Source organism: Corynebacterium sp. MSK035, from assembly GCF_030232615.1.
GTDB classification, from domain to species: domain Bacteria; phylum Actinomycetota; class Actinomycetes; order Mycobacteriales; family Mycobacteriaceae; genus Corynebacterium; species Corynebacterium jeikeium_D.
Window position 1 is genome coordinate 1 of record NZ_JASPJP010000002.1, and the last position, 20,697, is coordinate 20,697.

Sequence of the window (20,697 nt, forward strand, 5' to 3'; positions counted from 1 at the left end):
CAACCTCGGCATCCAAAAAGGCTGGATCAAATAACCGCAACACGCCCGGAAAAGACACACTTTTCTTTACTTAACCCAACGAAAACACCCCGTGACCTGCATAGTCACGGGGTATTTATGTGTGCGCCTGGGGAGACTTGAACTCCCACGCCCTAAGGCACTGGAACCTAAATCCAGCGCGTCTGCCAATTCCGCCACAGGCGCCCGTCGCGAATCCGTGACAGTTACGTACAGTCCCCGTAAGCATGGACTACCTATTAGCCACCTACAGGCACAACGAACTTTCACAGCTCATTTGGACTGTACACACTTTAACGGGTTTGCCGCAGATTTCCTAATGTCCCATCCCCTGCCTATCCAGCGAGCGCGCTAGCTTGGCAGGTCACGGACTAGCTATGGTGGTTATGTGTCCACTTCACAGCATTCCAATACCACTGACAAGCCAGCGAAGATTCCCACTCGTACCCGCGTGGTGCAACTAATCTTCTTGGCTCTTGCAGTCGGCGCCACTCTTGCACTCGCCTACTGGCAGCTCAGCAGGTGGAACACAACCAGCTCATTCCAAAACCTGGGCTACGCACTGCAGTGGCCAGCTTTCGGCCTGTTCTTTATTTGGGCCTACCGCAAATACATGGAGTACGAACGCGAACGCCTGAGCGGCAATAGCGAGGCCGCATTTGAGGCTAAAGACGATGTCATGACGGAAATTCCAGACGAATTCCTGCCGACCAACCCAGATGGCTCGCGAAAGGTGCAGCGTGTGGATGAGACACAATCGACGGATTCTGGCACCAACGCCTAGGCGATAACTGCTTATTCGAGAAAAGGACTTTTAGTGACCAACATCAATCCAGATCGTCAAGAGCGCGTAAGGAAGGCACTGACGTACTTCTCCGTCACCGCCTACTTCACGGGTGTGATGCTGCTCTTGCTGTGTGCCGAGATGATTTACAAGTACCTCATCCTCGACAACTCCGCCGACGCGCCGCGGTGGTTCTTCTACACCGCCCAGATTCACGGCTTCGGCTACATGGCATTCCTCATTGCCACCGTAAACCTGGGTACCAAGGCCCGCTGGGAACCAGCAAAGTGGATTATCACCGCGCTCGGTGGCGTGGTCCCGTTCCTCTCCTTCTTCGTCGAGAAGAAGCGTCGTGAGGAAGTCGAGACCGCTTTCCAGCTGAAGTAGCGGGCTCTCGGCAGCCCGAGGGCTACCCCTTAGCCTCAACCTCAGCCAGAATTTTCAGCGCCGGAGTCAAGGCACGCAGTGCACGCCCCCTGTGGCTAAAAGCGTCCTTGTCTTCGGCGCTCATTTGTGCCGCAGACAAGGCCCCCTCAGCTTCGTTGCCCTCCCCAACTGCGGGCGCGAACACCGGATCGTAGCCGAACCCATTGTCCCCAACAGGCTCGCGCAGAATGGCGCCAGGCCAGCGGCCCTCTACAACCAGCAGCAGATTACCGGCTTCATCGAGGACGGCTGGGAAACCGCCGTCGGCAAGCGCGGACGGCACCTCCTTGACACCGGGGACGACCAACGCGCAGGCGGTACGGAAGGACGCCGTACGACGCTCATCTGGGCAGTCCCCCATCTGGGCGAGCAGCAGCTCGTAGTTAGCGACATCGTCGCCGTGAGTGCCGGACCAGCGCGCCGAGAGCACACCCGGCATGCCGTTTAGCTCATCGACGCTGAGCCCCGAATCGTCTGCCAAGCACGCGTAGCCGGTGTGTGTCGCACCATCGAAAGCCTTGATGTAGGCGTTGTCCGCAAAAGTGCGACCGGTTTCGGGGCGCTCTGGGTACTCCGGGACGTCGCTAAGCGAAAGAAGTTCCACCGAATCAATACCCGCCGCACGCAGGATGCGGTCGAGCTCGACTAGTTTTTTAGAATTTCGGGTAGCGACGAGGAGCTTCACGGCAGCTCACCCGGGTACGGCGCACGCAGAACTTCCTGCTGCAGGGCAACGAGCTCACGTAGACCCTTTTCCGCCGAGTCGAGCATGTCATTCAGCTGACCTCGGTCAAAGGTGCCTTCCTCGCCAGTGCCCTGGATTTCGACGAACTTACCCTCTGCGGTCATCACCACGTTGAGGTCGACCTCAGCGCGAGAGTCCTCCTCGTAAGGCAGATCCAGGCAGACACGGCCATCAATAATGCCAACCGAAACAGCTGCGACTGGTGCCTTCAGCGGGGTGCCCGGAACTGCACCCGCTGCATGCAGGTAGGTCAGGGCATCAGCCAGCGCGACGTACGCACCGGTGATGGAAGCGGTTCGAGTACCACCATCCGCCTGCAGAACATCACAGTCGATGTTGATGGTGTTCTCACCGAGTTCCTTCAAGTCGATAGCAGCTCGCAAGGAGCGACCGATCAGACGGGAAATCTCGTGAGTGCGACCCTTGACCTTGCCGCGCATTGACTCGCGGGGCATGCGCTCGTGGGTAGAGGCCGGCAGCATGGAGTACTCAGCGGTCAACCAGCCCTCGCCGGAGTCACGCTTGAATCGTGGCACCGACTGTTCGACGGAAGCGGTGCACATTACACGCGTATTACCGAAAGTAACCAGCACAGAACCGGCCGGATTGTCGGTGAAGCCGCGAGTGATGGTCACCTTGCGCATTTCATCAACCGCGCGTCCATCGGCACGGCGAAAATCGGAATTAGCTGTAGTCATGCCAACTACCCTACCGCCCGGCGCGAAAGCGGTGCGACAGCTGTACGGAAACCCGGTAGTCGCTGAGACTAGCCGCCTAGATCCATGCCCAGGTAGGCCAATTCAACGTCACCGGCAAAGGTACTCTTCGCAGCACGTAGTGCTTCTTCACCGTCGGCGTATGGCGGAATGTGAGTCAGCACCAACTTCTTAACCCCCGCCAGCGTCGCTGCCTTTCCGGCCTCGTAGCCCGTCAGGTGCATATCCGGTGGGGTGCCCTCTTCGTTGCTGCACCATGTGGCTTCACAGATGAAGATATCCGCATCCCGCGCCAGCTCCACCAATTCATCGGTCCACGCAGTATCTCCGGTGTACGCAATGGTCAGACCATCTGCTTCAATGCGATATCCAACAGCTGGCACCGGGTGGACCATGTTATACGGCGTGACGACGGCGCCTCCGTCCGCTTCGCCCCCACCGACTAACAGTGGCTCACCGGGGTTACTCACAACCTGATCAAAAGTGTCTTCCAGGTTGGCATCTTCTTCACTTCCCAGTGCTTTGCACATGGTGCCTATCCGGTCGTGAATGTCTCCGGGGCCAACCAGGAGATTCCGGGAACTCGCCGGGGCTGTCGGGTGGAAGCGACGCCAGACGAGCAGCCCTGGAATGTCTGCAGTGTGGTCTGGGTGCACATGAGTTAGTAACAAATCACAAGCTGCAGGATCAGAGATCTTCTGCAATTCGGCGAGGACACCGGGACCCAAATCAATGACAAAGGTTCGACCGTTATCCAGCTCAATGAGGTAGCCAGATGCTGGCGCCGATGGGCCACCCATGCTGCCTGTACATCCCAGAACCTTCAATCGCATACTTCAAGCTTGCCATGTAATTGATCAAAAACGAGCAAAAAACCAATGGAGTGTCTGGATTTAATAAGAAAGGTCACATTTGGGAATGCATAGTGACCTGGCTAATACCCGGCCCAAGGAAGCGCTTTGCCAGGGATGCAAAAACTTGCGGATCTCCAGTGGATTCGAATGTGCGCACAGGGTTCGGATTACTCTCCGGGTCAGCGAGCATGTCGGTCTTTGTGAGGATGCGCAGAACATCCTTCGACGTCTCCTCCGCCGACGACACTAGGGCGACGTCCTCCCCCATAGCCAGCTGAATCACACCAGACAGCAGCGGATAGTGGGTGCAGCCCAGCACGAGGGTGTCCACACCATCGGCCTGCAATGGCGCGAGGTAGCCCTCTGCAAGTCCCAGAATCTGGCGACCGGAGGTAATTCCTCGCTCGACAAAGTCCACGAATCGCGGGCAGTCGACCGCGGAGACATCCACGCCGGGCACTGCATCAAAGAGATCTTGGTAGGCACGGGAGCGAATTGTGGCGGCGGTACCGATTACGCCGACTTTTCCGTTCCTGGTGGTCGAGACCGCACGGCGCACAGCGGGCAGAATGACCTCGACTACTGGGACTGGGTAGCGCTCGCGGGCATCACGCAAAAATGCGGCCGAAGCCGTGTTGCAGGCAATGACAATCATCTTGCAGCCGCGTGCAACCAGTTCATCGGCAATCGCTTCAGCGTGCTGACGAACCTCGGCGATGCGCAGCGGCCCGTAAGGGCCGTTGGCAGTATCGCCGATGTACATAATCGACTCGTGCGGCAGCTGATCCATGATGGCACGTGCCACTGTCAGCCCACCGACGCCGGAGTCAAAGATGCCAATCGGCGCTGTTCGGTCGGGGAAGCCGCTATCCTGCGCTGTCAGCTGATTGACTGCCTGAGTTTCTGCTCCTGCTCCCACCGCTATCTGGACTCCTCATATCGTTGGTCAAACACCGAAGCTCCTATTCTAGGCCGATTTCGTCAGGAGCTGATGCCACGTACCTCGGGCTCTTAGCGACGTGCACTCTTAGCCACGTGCACGACCGCGCTTAAACATCACCGCAGCCCAGATGCCCGCAAGCCCACCGAAGAGGTGCATCTGCCAACTAACAGCCATCTGTGTTGGCAGCACTCCCCAGATAAGACCCGAATACATCGATGCCAGAATCACGCCCAAAATAATCTGCATCACCCGACGATTCACGAAACCGCGTACGACCAAAAACGCCAGCCAGCCGTAAATCAGGCCGGACGCACCGATGTGGACGGTATTTACACCGCCGACCAGCCAGGTCAGACCGCCGCCAACGACCGTAATCAAGAGTGTGACCTGCCAAAATAGCCGCTTCGACGACATTGCAATCAAACCGGCGAACAACGCCCCGGGCAGAGAGTTCGCCACAATGTGCCCGTAATCTGCGTGCAGCAGCGGTGCGGTCAAAATTCCCCACAGCGTCGAGGTTTCGCGTGGGCGCACACCGAAGTTGTTCAGCGCCCCACCAAAGATGAATTCGTTGACAAGAAAGACCGTCCAGATAAGTGCCAGGTACCCAATAGCCGTACTGATGGCCGCCCCGAGCCCGCCGTCGCGATCCTGTGGAACAATCTGATTATTCCGCCGCGTCTGCACGGGACCGCCCATCGGGTACTGCGCATAGTTCTGGTAATTCTGCTGTTGTCCCGAGCTCCATTGCGGATTCATTGGCGAACTTCCTTCACTACTTGTCCAGCATCTCTGACAGCGCGGCTACTTCCGCGCGTCCCGTTGCACTCATCACGGCATCGACAATAGCCATCTGCACCGCATCGGCCGCCATCGCAGCCAACAGGGCCACCACATCCGAGCCCACGGGTTCAGCGTTTCCGCTATCCGCCGCCTCGGCCGAGCTGAGGGCAAACAGCGTGTCACCGTCCATCGGCGCATGAGCCGGCCGAATCGCTCGCGCCAACCCGTCATGACCGCACATCGCCAACCGCTTCAACTGCGCAGTTGTCACCGGCGCATTGGTTATCAACGTGCCAATCGTTGTGTTTCGCGTGCTTGCCGACGATTCCCCGTGTCCAGCCGCATCGGCGAGAATCTTGGTCCTACCGACGAAAACCTGGTCCAGCTGCGCCAATGCCTCCTTGCTGGCACCGGCAGCCGCGGGCATTCCGTAAAGGTGTCCCTCCGGGTCAATGACCGCACCAAAGGAGTTGACAACCATTGCGGCAGCCACAAAGTACTTACCATCGGCGGAGGTCACACGGGCTTGTCCAAAACCACCCTTGATTGCCCCGGCCATAGCGCCGACACCGGCACCTACTGTCCCGGAGGGAGTGTCCTCCGGGACGTCGTCAAGCGCGTGAGACAACGCCTCGCGCCCGAGTGCAGCGGTGGGCAGCGTCGGCTCCCCCAACAGCAAGTCGAAGATGACAGCACCGGGAACGATGGGCACGAGGATATCCGGACGAGTTGGGGTGACCTCAAAGCCAATGCCGCGGTCGCGCAGTTCGCGCATAGCTCCGTCGGCAGCTGCGAGGCCGTACGCGGAGCCGCCAGCCAAAACGACAGCGTGGACGCGTTCGACGGTATTCTCCGGTGCGAGCAGGTCGGTCTCGCGGGTGCCCGGACCGCCGCCGCGGACATCGACAGCGCCGACAGCGCCGACAGCGCCGCCTGGAGCGGCGATGACGGTGACTCCGGTATCCCCCTCAGCAGCATGGCCGATGGAGATGCCGTCGATGGAGTCGAGACAGCCTGCGCCGATGTCGATGCTCGTGCCCAGCGCAGCACTGCTGGCTTGGTGTCGAATGTCGGTGGGGCTGATTGCGAAGATCTCAGAATTCATTGTCGACCACGGCACCTTTCACCACAGTTCATGGCAGCTAACCTCAGTTGATTACTGCATCTTTTCGGGGTTTTGCTCGGATTCGCTACTCACCCATGAGCTGGTCCAACAGTGACTCTTGGTTGTAGGACAGCCACTGGTACATCGCGTCGGTCTGCTCAATCTGTTCGATGGAGCCATTGAGGTTCTCCATGGAAACATGCAGGTAAATACGTAAGTCATTGATACCCGCTACCCAGGCATGGGCATCACTTTCCGAAATGGATACCTGCCCCGACTCGGCGGGCTCCAGGGCATCGATAATCGCACGCAGGGAATGGAGCTTGCTCTCTACAATCTCCGATTCATGCAGCTGGCGCATGAAAGCGTTTTCCCCCTCCACGCTCTCCTCACCCGGCTTGGTGAAGTCCGGCAACAGTCGCGCAAGCTTCGGATCGGATGGGGCTTCGGAGTGTCCGACAGGCATTCCCGTCATTTCCGCGAGCTCATCCTTCGGCGCCGACCGGGCTCGCTCCATCAGCGAGTCCGCCACAGTAGCAGCCAGATTCAGCAGCAAATCCCGCTCCGTGCCTTCAAAAGCCGTGACGTACTTGACGCCACCGCCGAGAAGGGATCGCTTGCGCTTCCAAGGACGCATGTAAATTCTCTCCCGCTGTCGAATATCGGCTTAGTCAGCCTGCTCCATTGTTGCCCACAAGCCTGCCTTGTGGAGCTTCTTCACATCGGCCTCCACCTTGTCACGCTCACCGGAAGACACGATTGCCTTGCCCTCCGTGTGAACCGTCATCATTAGCGCGTGCGCCTTCTTTCGGTCCATGCCGAAGAGCATCTGAAACACGTAGGTGACATAACTCATCGAATTAACCTGGTCATCCCACACAATGCACTGCCAGGGTCGGTTCGATTCCGTCACGACATCGGCATCCATAGTGGGCATCGGTGTTGCTGCTGGCATGCTCATAGGCACCAGGATAGTACGGAGTGGCGCGCGCTCGCCGGAACCGACTGCCCCGGCCCGCTTCAGCCGACTAGACTATTGACCGTGATTGATAAGCATTCCTCCACCGCCCTTCTCACCGATAAGTACGAGCTGACGATGCTGCAGGCATCGCTTGCCGACGGATCCGGCGAGCGCCAGGTCGCCTTCGAGGTGTTTGGCCGTCGCCTGCCGAATGAGCGTCGCTATGGCGTTGTCGCTGGTACAGCGCGTGTGTTGGATGCTATCCGCAACTTCCGCTTCACCGAGGAACAGCTGGCTTCGCTGGACTTCCTCGATGACAGGACGCTGGATTACCTGCGTAACTATTCCTTCAGTGGCCAAGTCGACGGCTACCGCGAGGGAGAGCTCTACTTCCCCGCCTCGCCCATTTTGACGGTGCGAGGCACCTTCGCCGAGTGCGTCATTTTGGAGACTGTTATTCTCTCCATTCTCAATGCGGACTCCGCCATCGCCTCGGCAGCAACCCGAATGGTCACGGCTGCCGGTGGGCGCCCGATTATTGAAATGGGTTCGCGTCGCACTCATGAAGAAGCAGCTGTGACTGCTGCCCGTGCCGCCTACCTGGCAGGTTTTAGCGCCACCTCCAACTTGGAGGCAGCGGCACGGTACAACATCCCAGCTTCCGGTACCGCTGCGCACGCGTGGACTCTGTTGCACACCAACCCAGATGGCACGACGAACGAGGCTGCGGCCTTCAAGGCTCAGATTGACACACTGGGAACCGACACCACTTTGTTGGTGGATACCTACGACATCACCGAGGGCGTCAATACGGCTATTGAGGTCGCGGGTCCGGAACTCGGCGGTGTACGTATTGACTCCGGCGACCTCGGAGTTCTCGCTCGCCAGGTGCGTCAGCAGCTGGACTCGCTGGGTGCACACAACACCAACATCGTAGTGTCCTCTGACCTCGACGAGTTCGCCATTGCGGCGCTGAGGGCAGAGCCGGTCGATGTCTACGGCGTGGGCACCTCTGTAGTCACTGGCTCCGGCGCGCCGACTGCGGGCCTGGTCTACAAGATGGTCGAAGTTGATGGGGTGCCCGTCGCCAAGCGCTCGTTGGACAAGCGAAGCCACGGTGGCGTGAAAGCGGCGATTCGTACCTGCCGTCGTTCCGGTACCGCCGTGGAGGAAATCGCATTCCCGCTCGGCTTAGAAATCCCGGATGTGGGCAACCTGCACTACCGCGATCTGACCATTCCGATGATGCGCGATGGCGAGGTCGTCGATGGTCTACCGACCTTGGAGGAGTCCCGCGACCACTTGGTTAAAGCGCTGGTCAGCCTCCCGTGGGAGGGGCTCGCACTTTCCCGTGACGAGCCGGTACTGTCCGTCCGTTTTCACGGCGTTTAGGCGGCGGGGGAACTGTGTCGGACACTCCCGAGCACGCAGATTTTGCTGAGCTATCGGACGACTTTGAGGACTTTGACGATGTTGACGATGTTGACGAGCTAGCTTCACCGAGAGCCAGCGTCCATAACGCGGATAGCATCGAAGCTCTTCTCGATGCGGCAGTGAAGGAACTCGGCGGAACGACTCGACCGAATCAGGTCAAAATGTCCCGGTCGGTGGCCTCCGCCTTTGCGCGCGAGCGGCACCTAGCGGTACAGGCAGGTACCGGTACGGGTAAGTCGCTGGCCTACCTGGTGCCTGCCATTGTGCAAGCAATGGAGTCCGACGAGTCAGTAATCGTTTCCACGGCGACCATTGCGCTGCAACGCCAGCTGGTCGAACGCGACTTGCCGCGGCTAGTCAGTTCGCTGGAGCCACACTTGTCCCGCACGCCGACCTTCGCAATCCTCAAAGGCCGCTCGAACTACCTGTGCAAGTCCAAGGTCGGAAATGTCATCAAAGATCCTGTCATGGACGGTGATGAATCCGAGCCGACAGCTATGGGCGGCCCCACTGCTCTACTCAGCGAAGCGCAGCTCAGCCGAACCGCTGCCGAGGTCATGCGGCTACGCGAGTGGGCCAATGACACCGACACCGGCGACCGCGACAGCCTAGACAAGGGCGTTTCCAACGAAGCCTGGCGGCAGGTCTCCGTCACGGCTCGCGAATGCGTCGGTGCCATTTCCTGCCCTTTCGGTGAGGAGTGCTTCGCCGAACAAGCCCGCCGCGAGGCCTCCAACGTCGACATCGTTGTCACCAATCACGCACTGTTGGCCATCGATGCGCTCTCCGACGCCATGATTTTGCCGCAGCACGACTGCGTTGTCATTGACGAGGCTCACGAGCTCGACGGTCGAATCACCTCTGTTGCCACCGACGAGCTCTCCCCTGCCGGTATCACCATGATGGCCCGGCGCGCCCGCAAATTCGGCGCCGCAGAGCAGGTGGATGATGTCACCGATGCCACGGATCTACTCGGCGAGACCGTCGCATTGCTTGCCGACGCCTACAGCGGCGCACTCGAAGAAATTCCCGGTGAGCTTGGAGCAGCGCTAGCTTCGCTCCGCGATAGCCTGTGGCAACTACAGACCACGCTGGGCACCTCTAGTTCAGGCAGCTCTGGCGGGTCGGGCTCCGGTGGTTCGGGTTCTGACTCTGACAACACTGAGCGCCAGACCGTCCGCGCTGCCGTGGAGAATATGCACGACACAGTCGTGCGAATTCTAGAGTTCAGTAGCGACGATGTCGTATGGCTTGGCGAGAACAAGACAGTTTATGTCGCTCCCCTGTCCATCGCAGCACTGCTTCGCGAACGCCTCTTCGGCGAATCCACCGTCGTTTTGACCTCAGCAACACTTGCTCTTGGCGGCAAGTTCGATGCCATGGCCGCCGCTTGGGGGCTTCCCTCCGGTGGGTGGGATGGCTTGGACGTCGGCACGCCCTTTGACCCGCAGAAATCTGGCATCCTCTACGTCGCACGCGACCTGCCACGACCTGGACGCGACGGCGCCACACCGGAGCAGTTCGCGATCATGGAGCGCCTCATCCGCGCCGCTGGTGGGCGAACGCTCGGGCTGTTTTCTTCTCGCCGAGGCGCCGAGGCAGCGGCGGAGGAAATGCGCAAGCGCCTGCCTTACGACGTGCTGTGCCAAGGCGATGACTCTATCGGTGCTCTGGTTGATCGCTTCGCAGCTAATCCGCAGACATGCTTGTTTGGCACGCTGACGCTGTGGCAAGGCGTCGATGTTCCTGGCCCATCGCTATCGTGTGTCATCATCGATCGCATCCCGTTCCCCCGCCCCGACGACCCGCTTTTGTCCGCGCGCTCCGATGCGGCTAATGCCGCTGGCCGAAACGGTTTTATGGAGGTCTCAGCGACACATGCAGCGCTGCTGATGGCGCAGGGTTCTGGTCGTCTGCTACGCCAAGTCGATGACCGCGGGGTTGTTGCGGTACTGGATTCACGGTTGGCTACTGCACGCTATGGTTCCTGGATTGCCGCGTCGATGCCTGACTTCTGGCGGACGACCAACCTGGATATTGCGGCTGGAGCGTTGCAGCGGCTGACCCAAAGCTGATTCAGAGGGGGCTGTCTGGGCTCACGAGGTGACGCTGGATTAGGCATAGTTTCTGGAAAAAATCCCACGCTTTTCTATCCAATACATTATTGTGATGTGAAACACAGCACTGCTACAGTGCCCGAGCTAATGAAGCAGGACACTTGGCAGCCGTGCACGAGATTAGAAAGGCGATTTCCTGCATGCCCCTTTCCAGCAACCTCCCCGACATCGACATCCCGGAGACCTCACTCTTTGAGTTCCTCTTCGGAGAAATTGAGCCACGTCACCAGGACAAGCTTGCAATCGTTGACTCAGGCTCCGAGGTCACCTTCGGTGATCTGAAGGCCAGCATTGAGAAGTTTGCGGGTGCGCTGGCAGCACGTGGGATTAAGAAGGGCGACGTTGTGGCTCTCCACTGCCCCAACTCGACAACCTTCGCGGTCGCTCTTCACGGTGTCCTACGCGCGGGGGCTGTCTGCACGACGGTCGCATCGCTGGCAACTGCGGAGGACATTGAAAACCAACTCCGGATGTCTGACGCGAAGATGATGCTAACGACCTCCTCAATCGGTTGGGCTGGCGCCCACGGCGCTGAGGCTGCTGGTCTGCCGGAAGAGATGATTATCGGCCTGACGGGTCTCCACGGCATGGGCGAGCTGCTTGCCGAGGGGCACGCAGCCCCGGACGTCGACGTATCACCCGATGACGTTGCCGTGATTCCGTTTTCCTCGGGAACCACCGGTGTACCGAAGGGCGTCCAGCTCACTCACCGCAACTTGGTGGCCAACGTCGCTCAGGCGGGTGGAGCTACAGTCAACGCGCTGACCGAGGACACCCCGGCTGTCACTATCCTGCCGTTTTTCCACATCTACGGCCTGACTGCGCTGCTGAATCTGTGCCTGTGGCGCCGCACGACGCAGTACACCATGGGCAAGTTCGACCTCGTCGATTTCCTGTCCATCATCGCCGAGCACAAGGTGAAGTTCGCGTTCATCGCACCACCTGTAGCTGTGGGCCTGGCCAAGCACCCAGCTGTCGATTCCTTTGACTTGTCCAGCCTGGAGACAATCTTCTCGGGTGCCGCTTCTCTCCAACTTGACCTCGCGGAACAGGTGGAAAAGCGCCTTGACTGCGTGGTCGCACAGGGCTTCGGCATGACCGAGTCCTCGCCAGCAGCCCACATCCGCATCGGCCACGATAGTCCGCTGGACTCGATCGGTCGCGCAGTCCCCAACACTCAGTACAAGATTGTCAACCTCGATTCCGACAGCTTTGAGGAAATCCCGGTTCCCGCCGAGGGGCGCTCGGAGGCAGGTGAGCTATGGATTCATGGTCCGCAGGTGATGAAGGGCTACCTCAACAACCCGAAGGCGACGGCAGAGACGCTTGTCGACGGTTGGCTGCGTACCGGCGACGTTGCGGAACTCGACGAACACGGGAATGTGTACATCGTCGACCGCTTCAAGGAACTGATTAAGTACAAGGGCTACCAGGTTCCGCCGGCCGAGCTCGAGTCCGTGCTGCTCAGCCACCCGGATATTGCCGATGCCGCCTGCAGTGGTGTCGTTCGCTCCGACGGCGAGGAGATTCCTAAGGCTTACGTCGTCCTCAAGGCGGGCGAGCAGGTGACTGAAGACGAGATTATGGACTACGTCGCCGACCGCGTCGCACCGTACAAGAAGGTGCGAGCAGTCGAGTTCATGGATGAAATCCCGAAGTCGGCGACGGGCAAGATTCTGCGCAAGGATCTCAAGGCCATGGAGGCAGCACGCGCTCAGTCGTGGGTTACTGCCCCAGGGGTCACCGCCACGGTGACTGAACCGGGAGCAATCTCGGTAAACCCGGCATCCTGAACCTCAACCGCGCGGAGCTCTGGCGCTGGCCACTGCTCCCGCGGTACTTCTTTCACATCCAGCGCGTAGCCACTTTGCGCCCACGCCCAGGCATCCTCAACCGACAGGGTGGCCGCATAGAGCATTGAGCCGTGTCCAACTTGCGCGGCCACCTTTCCTACGGACATATTCAGGTTTTTGTCCACCCAAATCACTGGCAGAGCAAAGGTGTCAGCGCTCTCATGGTCGTCCGGGGCACCGGGAGATGTGTTCTCCGGGTCGTCGTAAGGCAAATCGGTGCCGGAAATTTGTAGTTTGGCAATCGCCGGGTAGGTTTCGTCGACAGGAGTTGGCACTAGTGCGCGAGCTTGCGCGCCGTCGACGTCCACGGTGACACCCGGTGCAAGCTGAGCGCGTTGCCAGCCGATATTGCGAGCGCGACGTGTGAGCTTGCGGATGCGCGCACCGTACCAAGACGCCAGACCTTGTTGATAGGCAGAAGTGTCATCGCCTGCGCGTTCGTCCAGGCAACAAGCAACCACAGCCATCGCGGCAGCGCGGAGCAGCGCAGTGCGCGAGGGGCGTTCCTTCTTCGGAACCTCAAGCACAATAGCCATTGCCCACGGCACATCCTCGCCATGGTCTTCCCTATCGGGTTGCGGCAGGAGGTTATGGGCGATACGGAACCACTCCGGTACCGATGATGCGTCCGTGACAGCTGGATTCTTGTGATCCTCGCGTTGCACTACTGCTCCAACGGCACACGGCGGAAGGTGCCATCTTCGCGGTCGGCATCGTCGATTTCATCGCGGGAAATGCCCAGCATGAACAGAATCGAGTCCATGAATGGAACGTTGACGGACGTGTCAGCGATTTCCTTTAGCGCCGGCTTGGCATTGAAAGCAATACCAAGGCCTGCGACCGACAACATATCGATGTCATTGGCCCCATCGCCGACCGCAACGGTCTGATGCATCTGAAGCCCCGACTCTGCGGCGAACGTCTTGAGGCTGCGGGCCTTCTCCTGCCTATCGACGACATCGCCGACCACGCGTCCAGTCAGCTTTCCGTCCTCGACCTCGAGGGTATTCGCCTTGTAAAAGTCCAGACCGAGATCCTTTGCCAGCGGCTCCAAGATCTGGATAAAGCCACCGGAGACAGCACCACACTTGTAACCGAGGCGCTTCAGCGTGCGGATCGTGGTGCGGGCGCCTGGAGTCAGCTCGATGGAGTTAGTGACTTCCTCTAGGACACTGACCGGCAGGCCAGCCAGAGCCTTAACTCGCTCATGCAGTGACTCGGCGAAGTCCAGCTCACCGCGCATAGCGCGCTCTGTAACCGCTGCAACCTCCGCCTCGCGACCAGCATGGGCGGCCAGCATCTCAATGACCTCACCGGTAATCAAGGTCGAGTCCACATCGAAACAAATCAAGCGCTTGGAGCGGCGTTGCAAACCAGCGCGTTCAATTGCGATGTCAATGTCCTGGTCCTGTGCAAGCTCGGCCAGTGCCTTACGCAGCGGAATGCCCGCACCCGGCTTCGGGTCCGGAATAGAGACCAGCAATTCCAGGCCAGTGACTGGGTAGTCAGCAATACCGCGAATGGAATCGATGTTTGCACCGTAATCAGCAAGAGTGCGGCCGATACGGGAAATATCCTCAGCGTTGACCGGATTGCCCAACACGACAAGTGCGTGGGTGGAGCCATCGCTGCGCTCAATCGGGGCATCCAGCTGGAAACTGACAGTCATGCCGTGAGGCTTCAGTGTTTCAATGAGTCCCTCACGGAGAACACCGACCTTTTCTTCTGTGACACCAACAAGCGCACCGAGGCTCAGATTAGAGCGGAACACCGACTGTTCCACATCCAAAATTTGAACTCCGTGGGCCGCGAGCACGCGGAAGAAAGCTGCGGAGACACCCGGGCGGTCTCGGCCAACAGCGGTAATAAGCACCGGAGCTAGTCCCGGTGCCAACGAAACCGATAGAGCATCGGTATCTACAGACTGACTGGGAGAGATAATTACCTGTTCATTCACCAATCCAGTATCGCATGAAGCCCCGGCAGAGTGCTCATCGCATAGTGGGATTCCGCACTTCAGTGGGTGGCCAGTGACAGGCGCTAGCCATCGCCCTGCTCTCTTGCCCTTCTGGCGCTCCCTGCCCCCCCTGCTCTCCCTGCGCTCTCTTACTGCCTCTTCCCTAGGAAAGACTCTCAAAGACAAGACTAAGGCCCCATCACGGAGAACCGTGATGGGGCCTTAGCTTCGCGTAGTTATTAACTCAGAGTTGCATCAGCCATGTAGCCACTAGCTCTTAGAGCTGACGACCAACGTGGGCCTCTGCGCGCTGACGCTCAACCATGTGCGGGTAGTGCAGCTCGAACGCCGGGCGCTCCGAGCGGATGCGCGGCATCGAGGTGAAGTTGTGGCGCGGCGGCGGGCAAGAAGTAGCCCACTCGAGGGAGTTACCGTAACCCCACGGGTCATCAACAGTGACGACCTCACCGTAGCGCCAGGACTTGAAGACGTTCCAGACAAACGGGATAACAGACAGACCCAGGATGAACGCACCAACGGTGGAGATCATGTTCAGGGTGGTGAAACCGTCAGTCTCGAGGTAGTCGGCGTAACGACGCGGCATACCCTCGTTACCCAGCCAGTGCTGGACCAGGAAGGTCAGGTTGAAGCCGATGAAGGTCAGCCAGAAGTGAACCTTTGCCAGCTTCTCGTCGAGCATACGACCAGTCATCTTCGGGAACCAGAAGTAAACGCCCGAGTAGGAAGCGAAGACCAGGGTACCGAACAGGGTGTAGTGGAAGTGCGCCACGACGAAGTAAGTATCAGAGACGTGGAAGTCCAGCGGTGGGGAAGCCAGCATAATACCGGTCAAACCACCGAACAGGAAGGTCACGATGAAGCCGAGAGCGAAAGTCATCGGAGCCTCGAAGGTCATGTGGCCACGCCACATGGTGCCCATCCAGTTGATGAACTTAACACCGGTCGGGACCGAAATCAGGAAGGTCATGAACGAGAAGAACGGAAGCAGAACGCCACCGGTCACGAACATGTGGTGTGCCCACACAGCCATGGACAGACCTGCAATAGACAGGGTTGCGAAGACCATACCTGCGTAGCCGAACAGCGGCTTACGGGAAAAGACCGGAACGACCTCGGTGATGATGCCCACGAACGGCAACAGCAGGACGTAGACCTCTGGGTGACCGAAGAACCAGAACAGGTGCTGCCACAGCATTGCGCCACCGTTTGCCGGGTCGTAAATGTGACCGCCCAGCTTACGGTCGTACAAAACACCAAGAGCAGCTGCAGTCAGAATCGGGAAGATCAGCAGAGCCAGGATCGAGGTAACCAGGATGTTCCAGGTGAAGATTGGCATACGGAACATGGTCATGCCTGGTGCACGGAGGCACAGGACAGTGGTGGTCATGTTAATGGCGGAAGCGATGGTACCGACACCACCAACACCGACACCGACAATCCACAGGTCAGAACCGACACCCGGAGAGTGAATCGGGTCAGACAGCGGGGAGTACATGGTCCAACCGAAGTCAGCAGCACCACCCGGGGTCAGGAAGCCCGACAGCATCAGAATGCCACCAATGGTGGTCAGCCAGAAGCCGAAAGCGTTCAGACGCGGGAAAGCCACGTCCGGAGCACCAATCTGAAGTGGCAGAATGTAGTTAGCAAAACCCCAAACAATCGGGGTTCCGAACAGAAGCAGCATCACCGTGCCGTGCATGGTGAACATCTGGTTGAACTGCTCGTTAGAAAGGAACTGAAGTCCTGGGGCGAAGAGCTCAGCACGGATAAGCAGAGCCATCAGACCGCCGACAAAGAAGAACGAGAAGGACATAATGATGTACATGATGCCCAGCTTCTTGTGGTCGGTCGTGGTCAGCATTTCCCACGCCCAGCTGCCCTTACGCTCATGTCCGAACGGCTGCGGCCGTTCCGGCGCTACAACGCCATGATCTGGACGAGGCGCTACTGCAGTCATTCTTCCTCCTTACTACGCGAAGATTTCCTGTAACTCACTACAGGGATTTTAAGTTTTGTCCTTGTGAGAATAGTGCAGGCGAGTACGCGACGGCGAACCCACCTACCGCTATGTGCCAGATTCTAGTCTGAACCTTGGAAAAAGTTAAGGCTAAGGGATTTTCCGGCTCACTTCCCCACTCAGCTAAGCACACTATTAGTTTCCTGAGAATTGTCTTAACCTGGGCTAACGCCTATTTAGCAGGAACCGTCGAGGCTAGGACTACTACCCCCGTGTGTGTGCTGTCACCAGAGTGAGGCTCGATGCGGAATGTTCCCTACACCTGTGCTTTTAGAAGTCCCAGTCCTCATCCTCGGTTACTTCAGCCTTACCCATGACGTAGGAAGAGCCGGAACCCGAGAAGAAGTCGTGGTTTTCGTCAGCATTCGGCGACAGGGCCGACAGGATCGACGGCGAAACGCGAGTCTCGTCGGCCGGGAACATACCCTCGTAGCCCAAGTTGTTTAGAGCCTTGTTGCCGTTGTAACGCAGGAAACGCTTGACATCCTCGGTCCAACCGAGTTCGTCGTACATCTCTTCGGTGTACTGAATCTCGTTGTCGTAGAGATCAAACATGAGGTCGAAGGTGTAATCCTTCAGCTCGTCACGTTCGGCCTGGGTCAGACGCTCCAGGTTGCGCTGGTACTTGTAACCGATGTAGTAACCGTGAACTGCCTCATCACGAATGATTAGGCGAATAATGTCCGCGGTGTTAGTCAGCTTGGCGTGGCTGGACCAGTACATCGGCAGGTAGAAGCCCGAGTAGAACAGGAAGGACTCCAGCAAAGTGGAAGCGACCTTCTTCTTCTGCGGATTATCGCCCTCGTAGTAGTCGAGGATAATCTTGGCCTTCTTCTGCAGGTACTCGTTCTCCTCGCCCCAACGGAACGCATCCTGAATTTCAGGAGTCGACGCCAGCGTCTGGAAAATCGACGAGTAGCTCTTTGCGTGCACCGATTCCATGAAGGCGATATTGGTGTACACAGCTTCCTCGTGCGGAGTCAGCGCATCCGGGATGAGCGATACTGCACCAACCGTGCCCTGGATGGTGTCCAGCATGGTCAGACCAGTGAACACGCGCATCGTGGTGCGCTGCTCCAGTGCGTTGAGCGTATTCCAGCTCTTGATGTCATTCGACAGCGGCACCTTTTCCGGCAACCAGAAGTTACCGGTCAGACGATCCCAAACCTCGAGATCCTTGTCATCAGGAATCGTGTTCCAGTCAATAGCCGCAACTGGGCATGCACGCGACTCTGGATTCTTCTCACGGTGGGCCGGAGTCGAGGGTGGGCAATCATCGAAACTCACGTGGAAACCTCTCCCTTTTTCATTGATATTGCCGTTTTCCGAACACACCTTATATATAAGGAACGTCCTTCACTCTTTACGAGTTCAAACAGCGGCTGCAGCGGTGGCTATTCCAGCCTTGTCCCACTACAAAACGTCAGGCTCCCGATGAAAGGAGCCACTACCCTTAGCAGCTTACCCACACCCGCATTATTAAGCACGCGGCCTAGAAGAAATCGCCCCACTTGCCGAGTCTTGTTCCCGGTGCCCCTCCCCTAACCCCACGTCACACAAAGAACAAGGTGCTTGACGACGCAATGTCCGTCGTCAAGCACCAAGCGCAAGATGTTGCGCGAACCTAGGCGTGAACCTTCTCTCGGTTTTCCGCCGTGTCGTTGATGATGCGGTCGGAGATGACGTACACCAGCAAACCTACGACAGCCATGAGCGCGAGCAACCAAGCGATGGTAGCGGAGACCCCTTCTGCTTCAGACTGCGCGATGGAGAGGGTGCTGAAGAAGGCCGGTCGAGAATCAACAAGCATGGCCGTTAACGCGATGCCAACCGGTACGGCAATGTTGATCGTCAGATTGTAGAAACCGATTGCAACACCGGACTTGGCGGCAGGAATGTTCTGCAGTGCGGTCGCGACCAACGGCGCATACATGAGCGCGAACCCTGATGGGAACAGAATCATGGAGACGATAACCGTGGCAACACCGGCCCCCGGCAGCACTGCGGGGATGAGCAACGCCACGATGATGATGCTGATAGCCGCGACAATGGCCTGCTTCGAGGGCAGGAACTTGGCAACCTTGCCAGACATTACACCGACGATGACAGCGCAGAGGTAGCCCGGCGCGAGGATATAGGCAGCACCGTCGAGGTTGATGCCATAGAGCTCGTCGACCATATACGGCAACAGAATGGCCGAATACCCCAACTGGACCATGTAAACCACGAGCACAACAATCAGCGCGCAAACGTAGCGAGCATTGGTAAAGAACGACGGGCTGACCACGGCGTTGTCATGTGTCCGGATGTGCCAGACAAAGAGCGCGACGCCCAGCGCAGCGGCAACCAGCCACCACCATTGGAACTGCTGCATGAACAGCATCACCGCAGTGGCGATGACCGCGATGAGGAACAGGCCAAAGATATCCAGGTGACTCTTCTGCTGCTGCTCCTCCGGAACTGTCTTGATCAGGAACGGAATGGCAACTATCAGAATGAGCGAAATCAGGAACATAGCCGGCCAGGAAATGTAGGTAGCCACGATTCCCGAGGTCAACGTTCCAATCAGCAGCGCGGCTTGGAAGGCCGCGGTGGAAAAGCCGAGGTAGGTTTTCTGATCTTCTGGGCTTAGGTACTTGGTGACATAGATGACGTAGAGTGTCTCAGCCGCCGCCAGGCCGGCAGTTTGAATAATGCGGGCAGTAAGCACGATTGGCCATACTCCCTGGAAGAAATAACCCAGTAGAGAGCCCACGGCGACGAAGCCGATACCGACAATCATCAATTTGCGGATACTGATGCTGTCCGCCAATGCGGCGTACACCACCGCTCCAATGCCAATCAAGATACCGGCGAGTGTCGCCTGCAGACTGGCCGTGGAGACACTGAGGTCCAGAGATTCCGCAATCGGCTTGGTCATGAACTTAAAGCCATTGTCCAAGACCAAACAGAATACAAAGGAAAACAGCAAGACCGGGACTGCGGCCTTAGGGTTTGGCGCGGCAGCCTTGGACGCTGCGCTTTCACGGGGATTCACGTTCAAGCTGGTATTGCTGGCGGGATTGCTCATCGCACTGTACCTATTTCACACTTCAAGCCAATTGATTGCGGACCAGGACACTAGAGTCGAGCCAGCGGCAATGCCAGCTCCATCATCGTCGTGAAGGCCTTCTCACGTTCTTCCGGAGTGGTCTTTCCACCGGTGACGATGTTGTCCGACACAGTGAAGATTCCCATGGCCTCCACACCGGCCTCGGCGGCGGTGGCATAAAGGCCAGCAGATTCCATCTCCACCGCCAGCACACCCATGCGTGCCCAACGGTCGTTCACATCATCCTGGAAGTTGTAGAAAATATCGCTGGACAAGATGTTGCCGACGTGTGTAGTGATGCCCTGCTCGCGGGCACGATCGCGAACATCTTCAATCAGACGGAAAGATGCGGACGGGGCGAACGTTCCCGGCAAGTTGTACTGCGATAGAAAATTGGAGTCCGTCGATGCCGTCTGGCCGATAACCACGTCATACAGGTCCAGCTCCGGCTGCAACGCGCCGCAGGAACCGACGCGAATCAGCTTCTTGCAGCCGAAAACATGGATAAGTTCCCAGGAGTACAGCGAGATAGACGGAATGCCCATACCGGATCCCATGACGGACACTTCCTGCCCCTGGTAGGTGCCGGTAAAGCCCAACATGTTGCGAACTTTGTTGAACTGAACGACATCGTCCAAATAGGTCTCCGCAATGAACTTGGCACGCAGCGGGTCACCTGGCAACAAAATGGTTTCTGCAATCGGCGCACCCTTTGGGTTGATGTGTGGAGTGCTCTTACCAGTGGTATCGGACATGGCTTCCAGCCCCTTCCCCCACTAGCCGTGGGTGAAAATTATGCGAACATTGGTGTACCACTGCCCAGGTTAATTACCTGGATTACAACCGTCAATAGTGATATTTACATTTGTTCC

19 protein-coding genes and 1 tRNA gene are annotated in these 20,697 nt (G+C 58.2%); 5 read left to right on the top strand and 15 right to left on the bottom strand.

What is annotated here, in order from left to right:
- Window positions 1-122 precede the first annotated feature (122 nt).
- Window positions 123-204 (bottom strand) — tRNA-Leu (locus QP978_RS01325).
- Between the two features lie 202 nt (window positions 205-406).
- On the opposite strand from QP978_RS01325, the gene QP978_RS01330 reads away from it, so the two are divergent.
- Window positions 407-802 (top strand): hypothetical protein, encoded by a 396-nt coding sequence (locus tag QP978_RS01330; protein ID WP_016422268.1) that lies wholly within the window; start codon window positions 407-409, stop codon window positions 800-802.
- A gap of 33 nt (window positions 803-835) precedes the next feature.
- The gene (locus tag QP978_RS01335; protein WP_005511118.1) at window positions 836-1,189 is read left to right on the top strand and encodes a DUF3817 domain-containing protein; all 354 of its coding nucleotides are present in this window, start codon (window positions 836-838) and stop codon (window positions 1,187-1,189) included.
- 22 nt (window positions 1,190-1,211) lie between these two features.
- On the opposite strand, the gene QP978_RS01340 is transcribed toward QP978_RS01335, so the two are convergent.
- From QP978_RS01340 to clpS, 8 genes are all read right to left on the bottom strand, one after another.
- Window positions 1,212-1,913, bottom strand: coding sequence for a non-canonical purine NTP pyrophosphatase (locus QP978_RS01340; protein WP_016422267.1), 702 nt, complete (start codon window positions 1,911-1,913; stop codon window positions 1,212-1,214).
- Window positions 1,910-2,671 (bottom strand): ribonuclease PH, encoded by a 762-nt coding sequence (gene rph, locus QP978_RS01345; protein ID WP_049193334.1) that lies wholly within the window; start codon window positions 2,669-2,671, stop codon window positions 1,910-1,912. Before rph ends, QP978_RS01340 begins: the two co-directional genes overlap by 4 nt.
- Window positions 2,672-2,739: 68 nt before the next feature.
- Complete coding sequence (locus QP978_RS01350; protein ID WP_048733014.1) at window positions 2,740-3,522, bottom strand: MBL fold metallo-hydrolase; 783 nt, start codon at window positions 3,520-3,522, stop codon at window positions 2,740-2,742.
- A gap of 73 nt (window positions 3,523-3,595) precedes the next feature.
- A complete protein-coding gene (gene murI, locus QP978_RS01355) occupies window positions 3,596-4,462 on the bottom strand; it encodes a glutamate racemase (protein ID WP_016422264.1) in 867 nt (288 codons plus the stop codon).
- A gap of 108 nt (window positions 4,463-4,570) precedes the next feature.
- Entirely contained in the window at window positions 4,571-5,245 is a 675-nt protein-coding gene (locus tag QP978_RS01360) for a rhomboid family intramembrane serine protease (protein ID WP_016422263.1), read from the bottom strand.
- A gap of 16 nt (window positions 5,246-5,261) precedes the next feature.
- Window positions 5,262-6,374: a P1 family peptidase gene (locus QP978_RS01365; RefSeq protein ID WP_284856754.1), complete on the bottom strand. Its 1,113-nt coding sequence runs from the start codon at window positions 6,372-6,374 to the stop codon at window positions 5,262-5,264.
- Window positions 6,375-6,459: 85 nt separating this feature from the next.
- Entirely contained in the window at window positions 6,460-7,011 is a 552-nt protein-coding gene (locus QP978_RS01370; protein ID WP_070546264.1) for a DUF2017 domain-containing protein, read from the bottom strand.
- 30 nt (window positions 7,012-7,041) lie between these two features.
- Complete coding sequence (gene clpS, locus QP978_RS01375) at window positions 7,042-7,335, bottom strand: ATP-dependent Clp protease adapter ClpS (protein ID WP_005511165.1); 294 nt, start codon at window positions 7,333-7,335, stop codon at window positions 7,042-7,044.
- A gap of 81 nt (window positions 7,336-7,416) precedes the next feature.
- Between clpS and QP978_RS01380 the strand changes: the two genes are divergently transcribed.
- The 3 genes from QP978_RS01380 (at window position 7,417) to QP978_RS01390 (ending at window position 12,679) form a co-directional block, all read left to right on the top strand.
- Window positions 7,417-8,727 carry a nicotinate phosphoribosyltransferase gene (locus QP978_RS01380; protein ID WP_150963767.1) on the top strand — a complete coding sequence of 437 codons (1,311 nt, stop codon included), beginning with the start codon at window positions 7,417-7,419 and terminating at the stop codon, window positions 8,725-8,727.
- Between the two features lie 137 nt (window positions 8,728-8,864).
- A complete protein-coding gene (locus QP978_RS01385) occupies window positions 8,865-10,844 on the top strand; it encodes an ATP-dependent DNA helicase (RefSeq protein WP_193390811.1) in 1,980 nt (659 codons plus the stop codon).
- Between the two features lie 182 nt (window positions 10,845-11,026).
- A complete protein-coding gene (locus tag QP978_RS01390; RefSeq protein WP_284856755.1) occupies window positions 11,027-12,679 on the top strand; it encodes an AMP-binding protein in 1,653 nt (550 codons plus the stop codon).
- Here QP978_RS01390 and QP978_RS01395 read toward each other — a convergent pair.
- The 6 genes from QP978_RS01395 to deoD all read right to left on the bottom strand — a co-directional run bounded on the left by QP978_RS01395 (window position 12,601) and on the right by deoD (window position 20,580).
- Entirely contained in the window at window positions 12,601-13,404 is an 804-nt protein-coding gene (locus tag QP978_RS01395; protein WP_284856756.1) for an aminoacyl-tRNA hydrolase, read from the bottom strand. The two genes, QP978_RS01390 and QP978_RS01395, sit on opposite strands and share 79 nt — an antisense overlap.
- On the bottom strand, window positions 13,404-14,696 hold the full coding sequence (gene serB, locus QP978_RS01400; RefSeq protein ID WP_049193346.1) for a phosphoserine phosphatase SerB: 1,293 nt from the start codon (window positions 14,694-14,696) through the stop codon (window positions 13,404-13,406). Before serB ends, QP978_RS01395 begins: the two co-directional genes overlap by 1 nt.
- Before the next feature lie 277 nt (window positions 14,697-14,973).
- A complete protein-coding gene (gene ctaD / locus QP978_RS01405) occupies window positions 14,974-16,674 on the bottom strand; it encodes an aa3-type cytochrome oxidase subunit I (protein ID WP_005511131.1) in 1,701 nt (566 codons plus the stop codon).
- A 330-nt stretch (window positions 16,675-17,004) separates the two neighbouring features.
- Window positions 17,005-18,021, bottom strand: a complete 1,017-nt coding sequence (nrdF, locus tag QP978_RS01410) for a class 1b ribonucleoside-diphosphate reductase subunit beta (protein WP_016422253.1) — start codon at window positions 18,019-18,021, stop codon at window positions 17,005-17,007.
- Between the two features lie 337 nt (window positions 18,022-18,358).
- A complete protein-coding gene (locus QP978_RS01415; RefSeq protein WP_016422252.1) occupies window positions 18,359-19,804 on the bottom strand; it encodes an MFS transporter in 1,446 nt (481 codons plus the stop codon).
- Between the two features lie 50 nt (window positions 19,805-19,854).
- A complete protein-coding gene (deoD, locus tag QP978_RS01420) occupies window positions 19,855-20,580 on the bottom strand; it encodes a purine-nucleoside phosphorylase (RefSeq protein WP_016422251.1) in 726 nt (241 codons plus the stop codon).
- Window positions 20,581-20,697: the final 117 nt, after the last annotated feature.

Excerpts from the sequence above, each read along its gene's own strand:
- rph (WP_049193334.1), bottom strand. The coding sequence starts at position 2,671 with ATGACTACAGCTAATTCCGATTTTCGCCGTGCCGATGGACGCGCGGTT.
- QP978_RS01350 (WP_048733014.1), bottom strand. The coding sequence starts at position 3,522 with ATGCGATTGAAGGTTCTGGGATGTACAGGCAGCATGGGTGGCCCATCG.
- QP978_RS01360 (WP_016422263.1), bottom strand. The coding sequence starts at position 5,245 with ATGAATCCGCAATGGAGCTCGGGACAACAGCAGAATTACCAGAACTAT.
- QP978_RS01365 (WP_284856754.1), bottom strand. The coding sequence starts at position 6,374 with ATGAATTCTGAGATCTTCGCAATCAGCCCCACCGACATTCGACACCAA.
- QP978_RS01370 (WP_070546264.1), bottom strand. The coding sequence starts at position 7,011 with ATGCGTCCTTGGAAGCGCAAGCGATCCCTTCTCGGCGGTGGCGTCAAG.
- clpS (WP_005511165.1), bottom strand. The coding sequence starts at position 7,335 with ATGAGCATGCCAGCAGCAACACCGATGCCCACTATGGATGCCGATGTC.
- QP978_RS01390 (WP_284856755.1), top strand. The coding sequence starts at position 11,027 with ATGCCCCTTTCCAGCAACCTCCCCGACATCGACATCCCGGAGACCTCA.
- ctaD (WP_005511131.1), bottom strand. The coding sequence starts at position 16,674 with ATGACTGCAGTAGCGCCTCGTCCAGATCATGGCGTTGTAGCGCCGGAA.
- QP978_RS01415 (WP_016422252.1), bottom strand. The coding sequence starts at position 19,804 with ATGAGCAATCCCGCCAGCAATACCAGCTTGAACGTGAATCCCCGTGAA.
- deoD (WP_016422251.1), bottom strand. The coding sequence starts at position 20,580 with ATGTCCGATACCACTGGTAAGAGCACTCCACACATCAACCCAAAGGGT.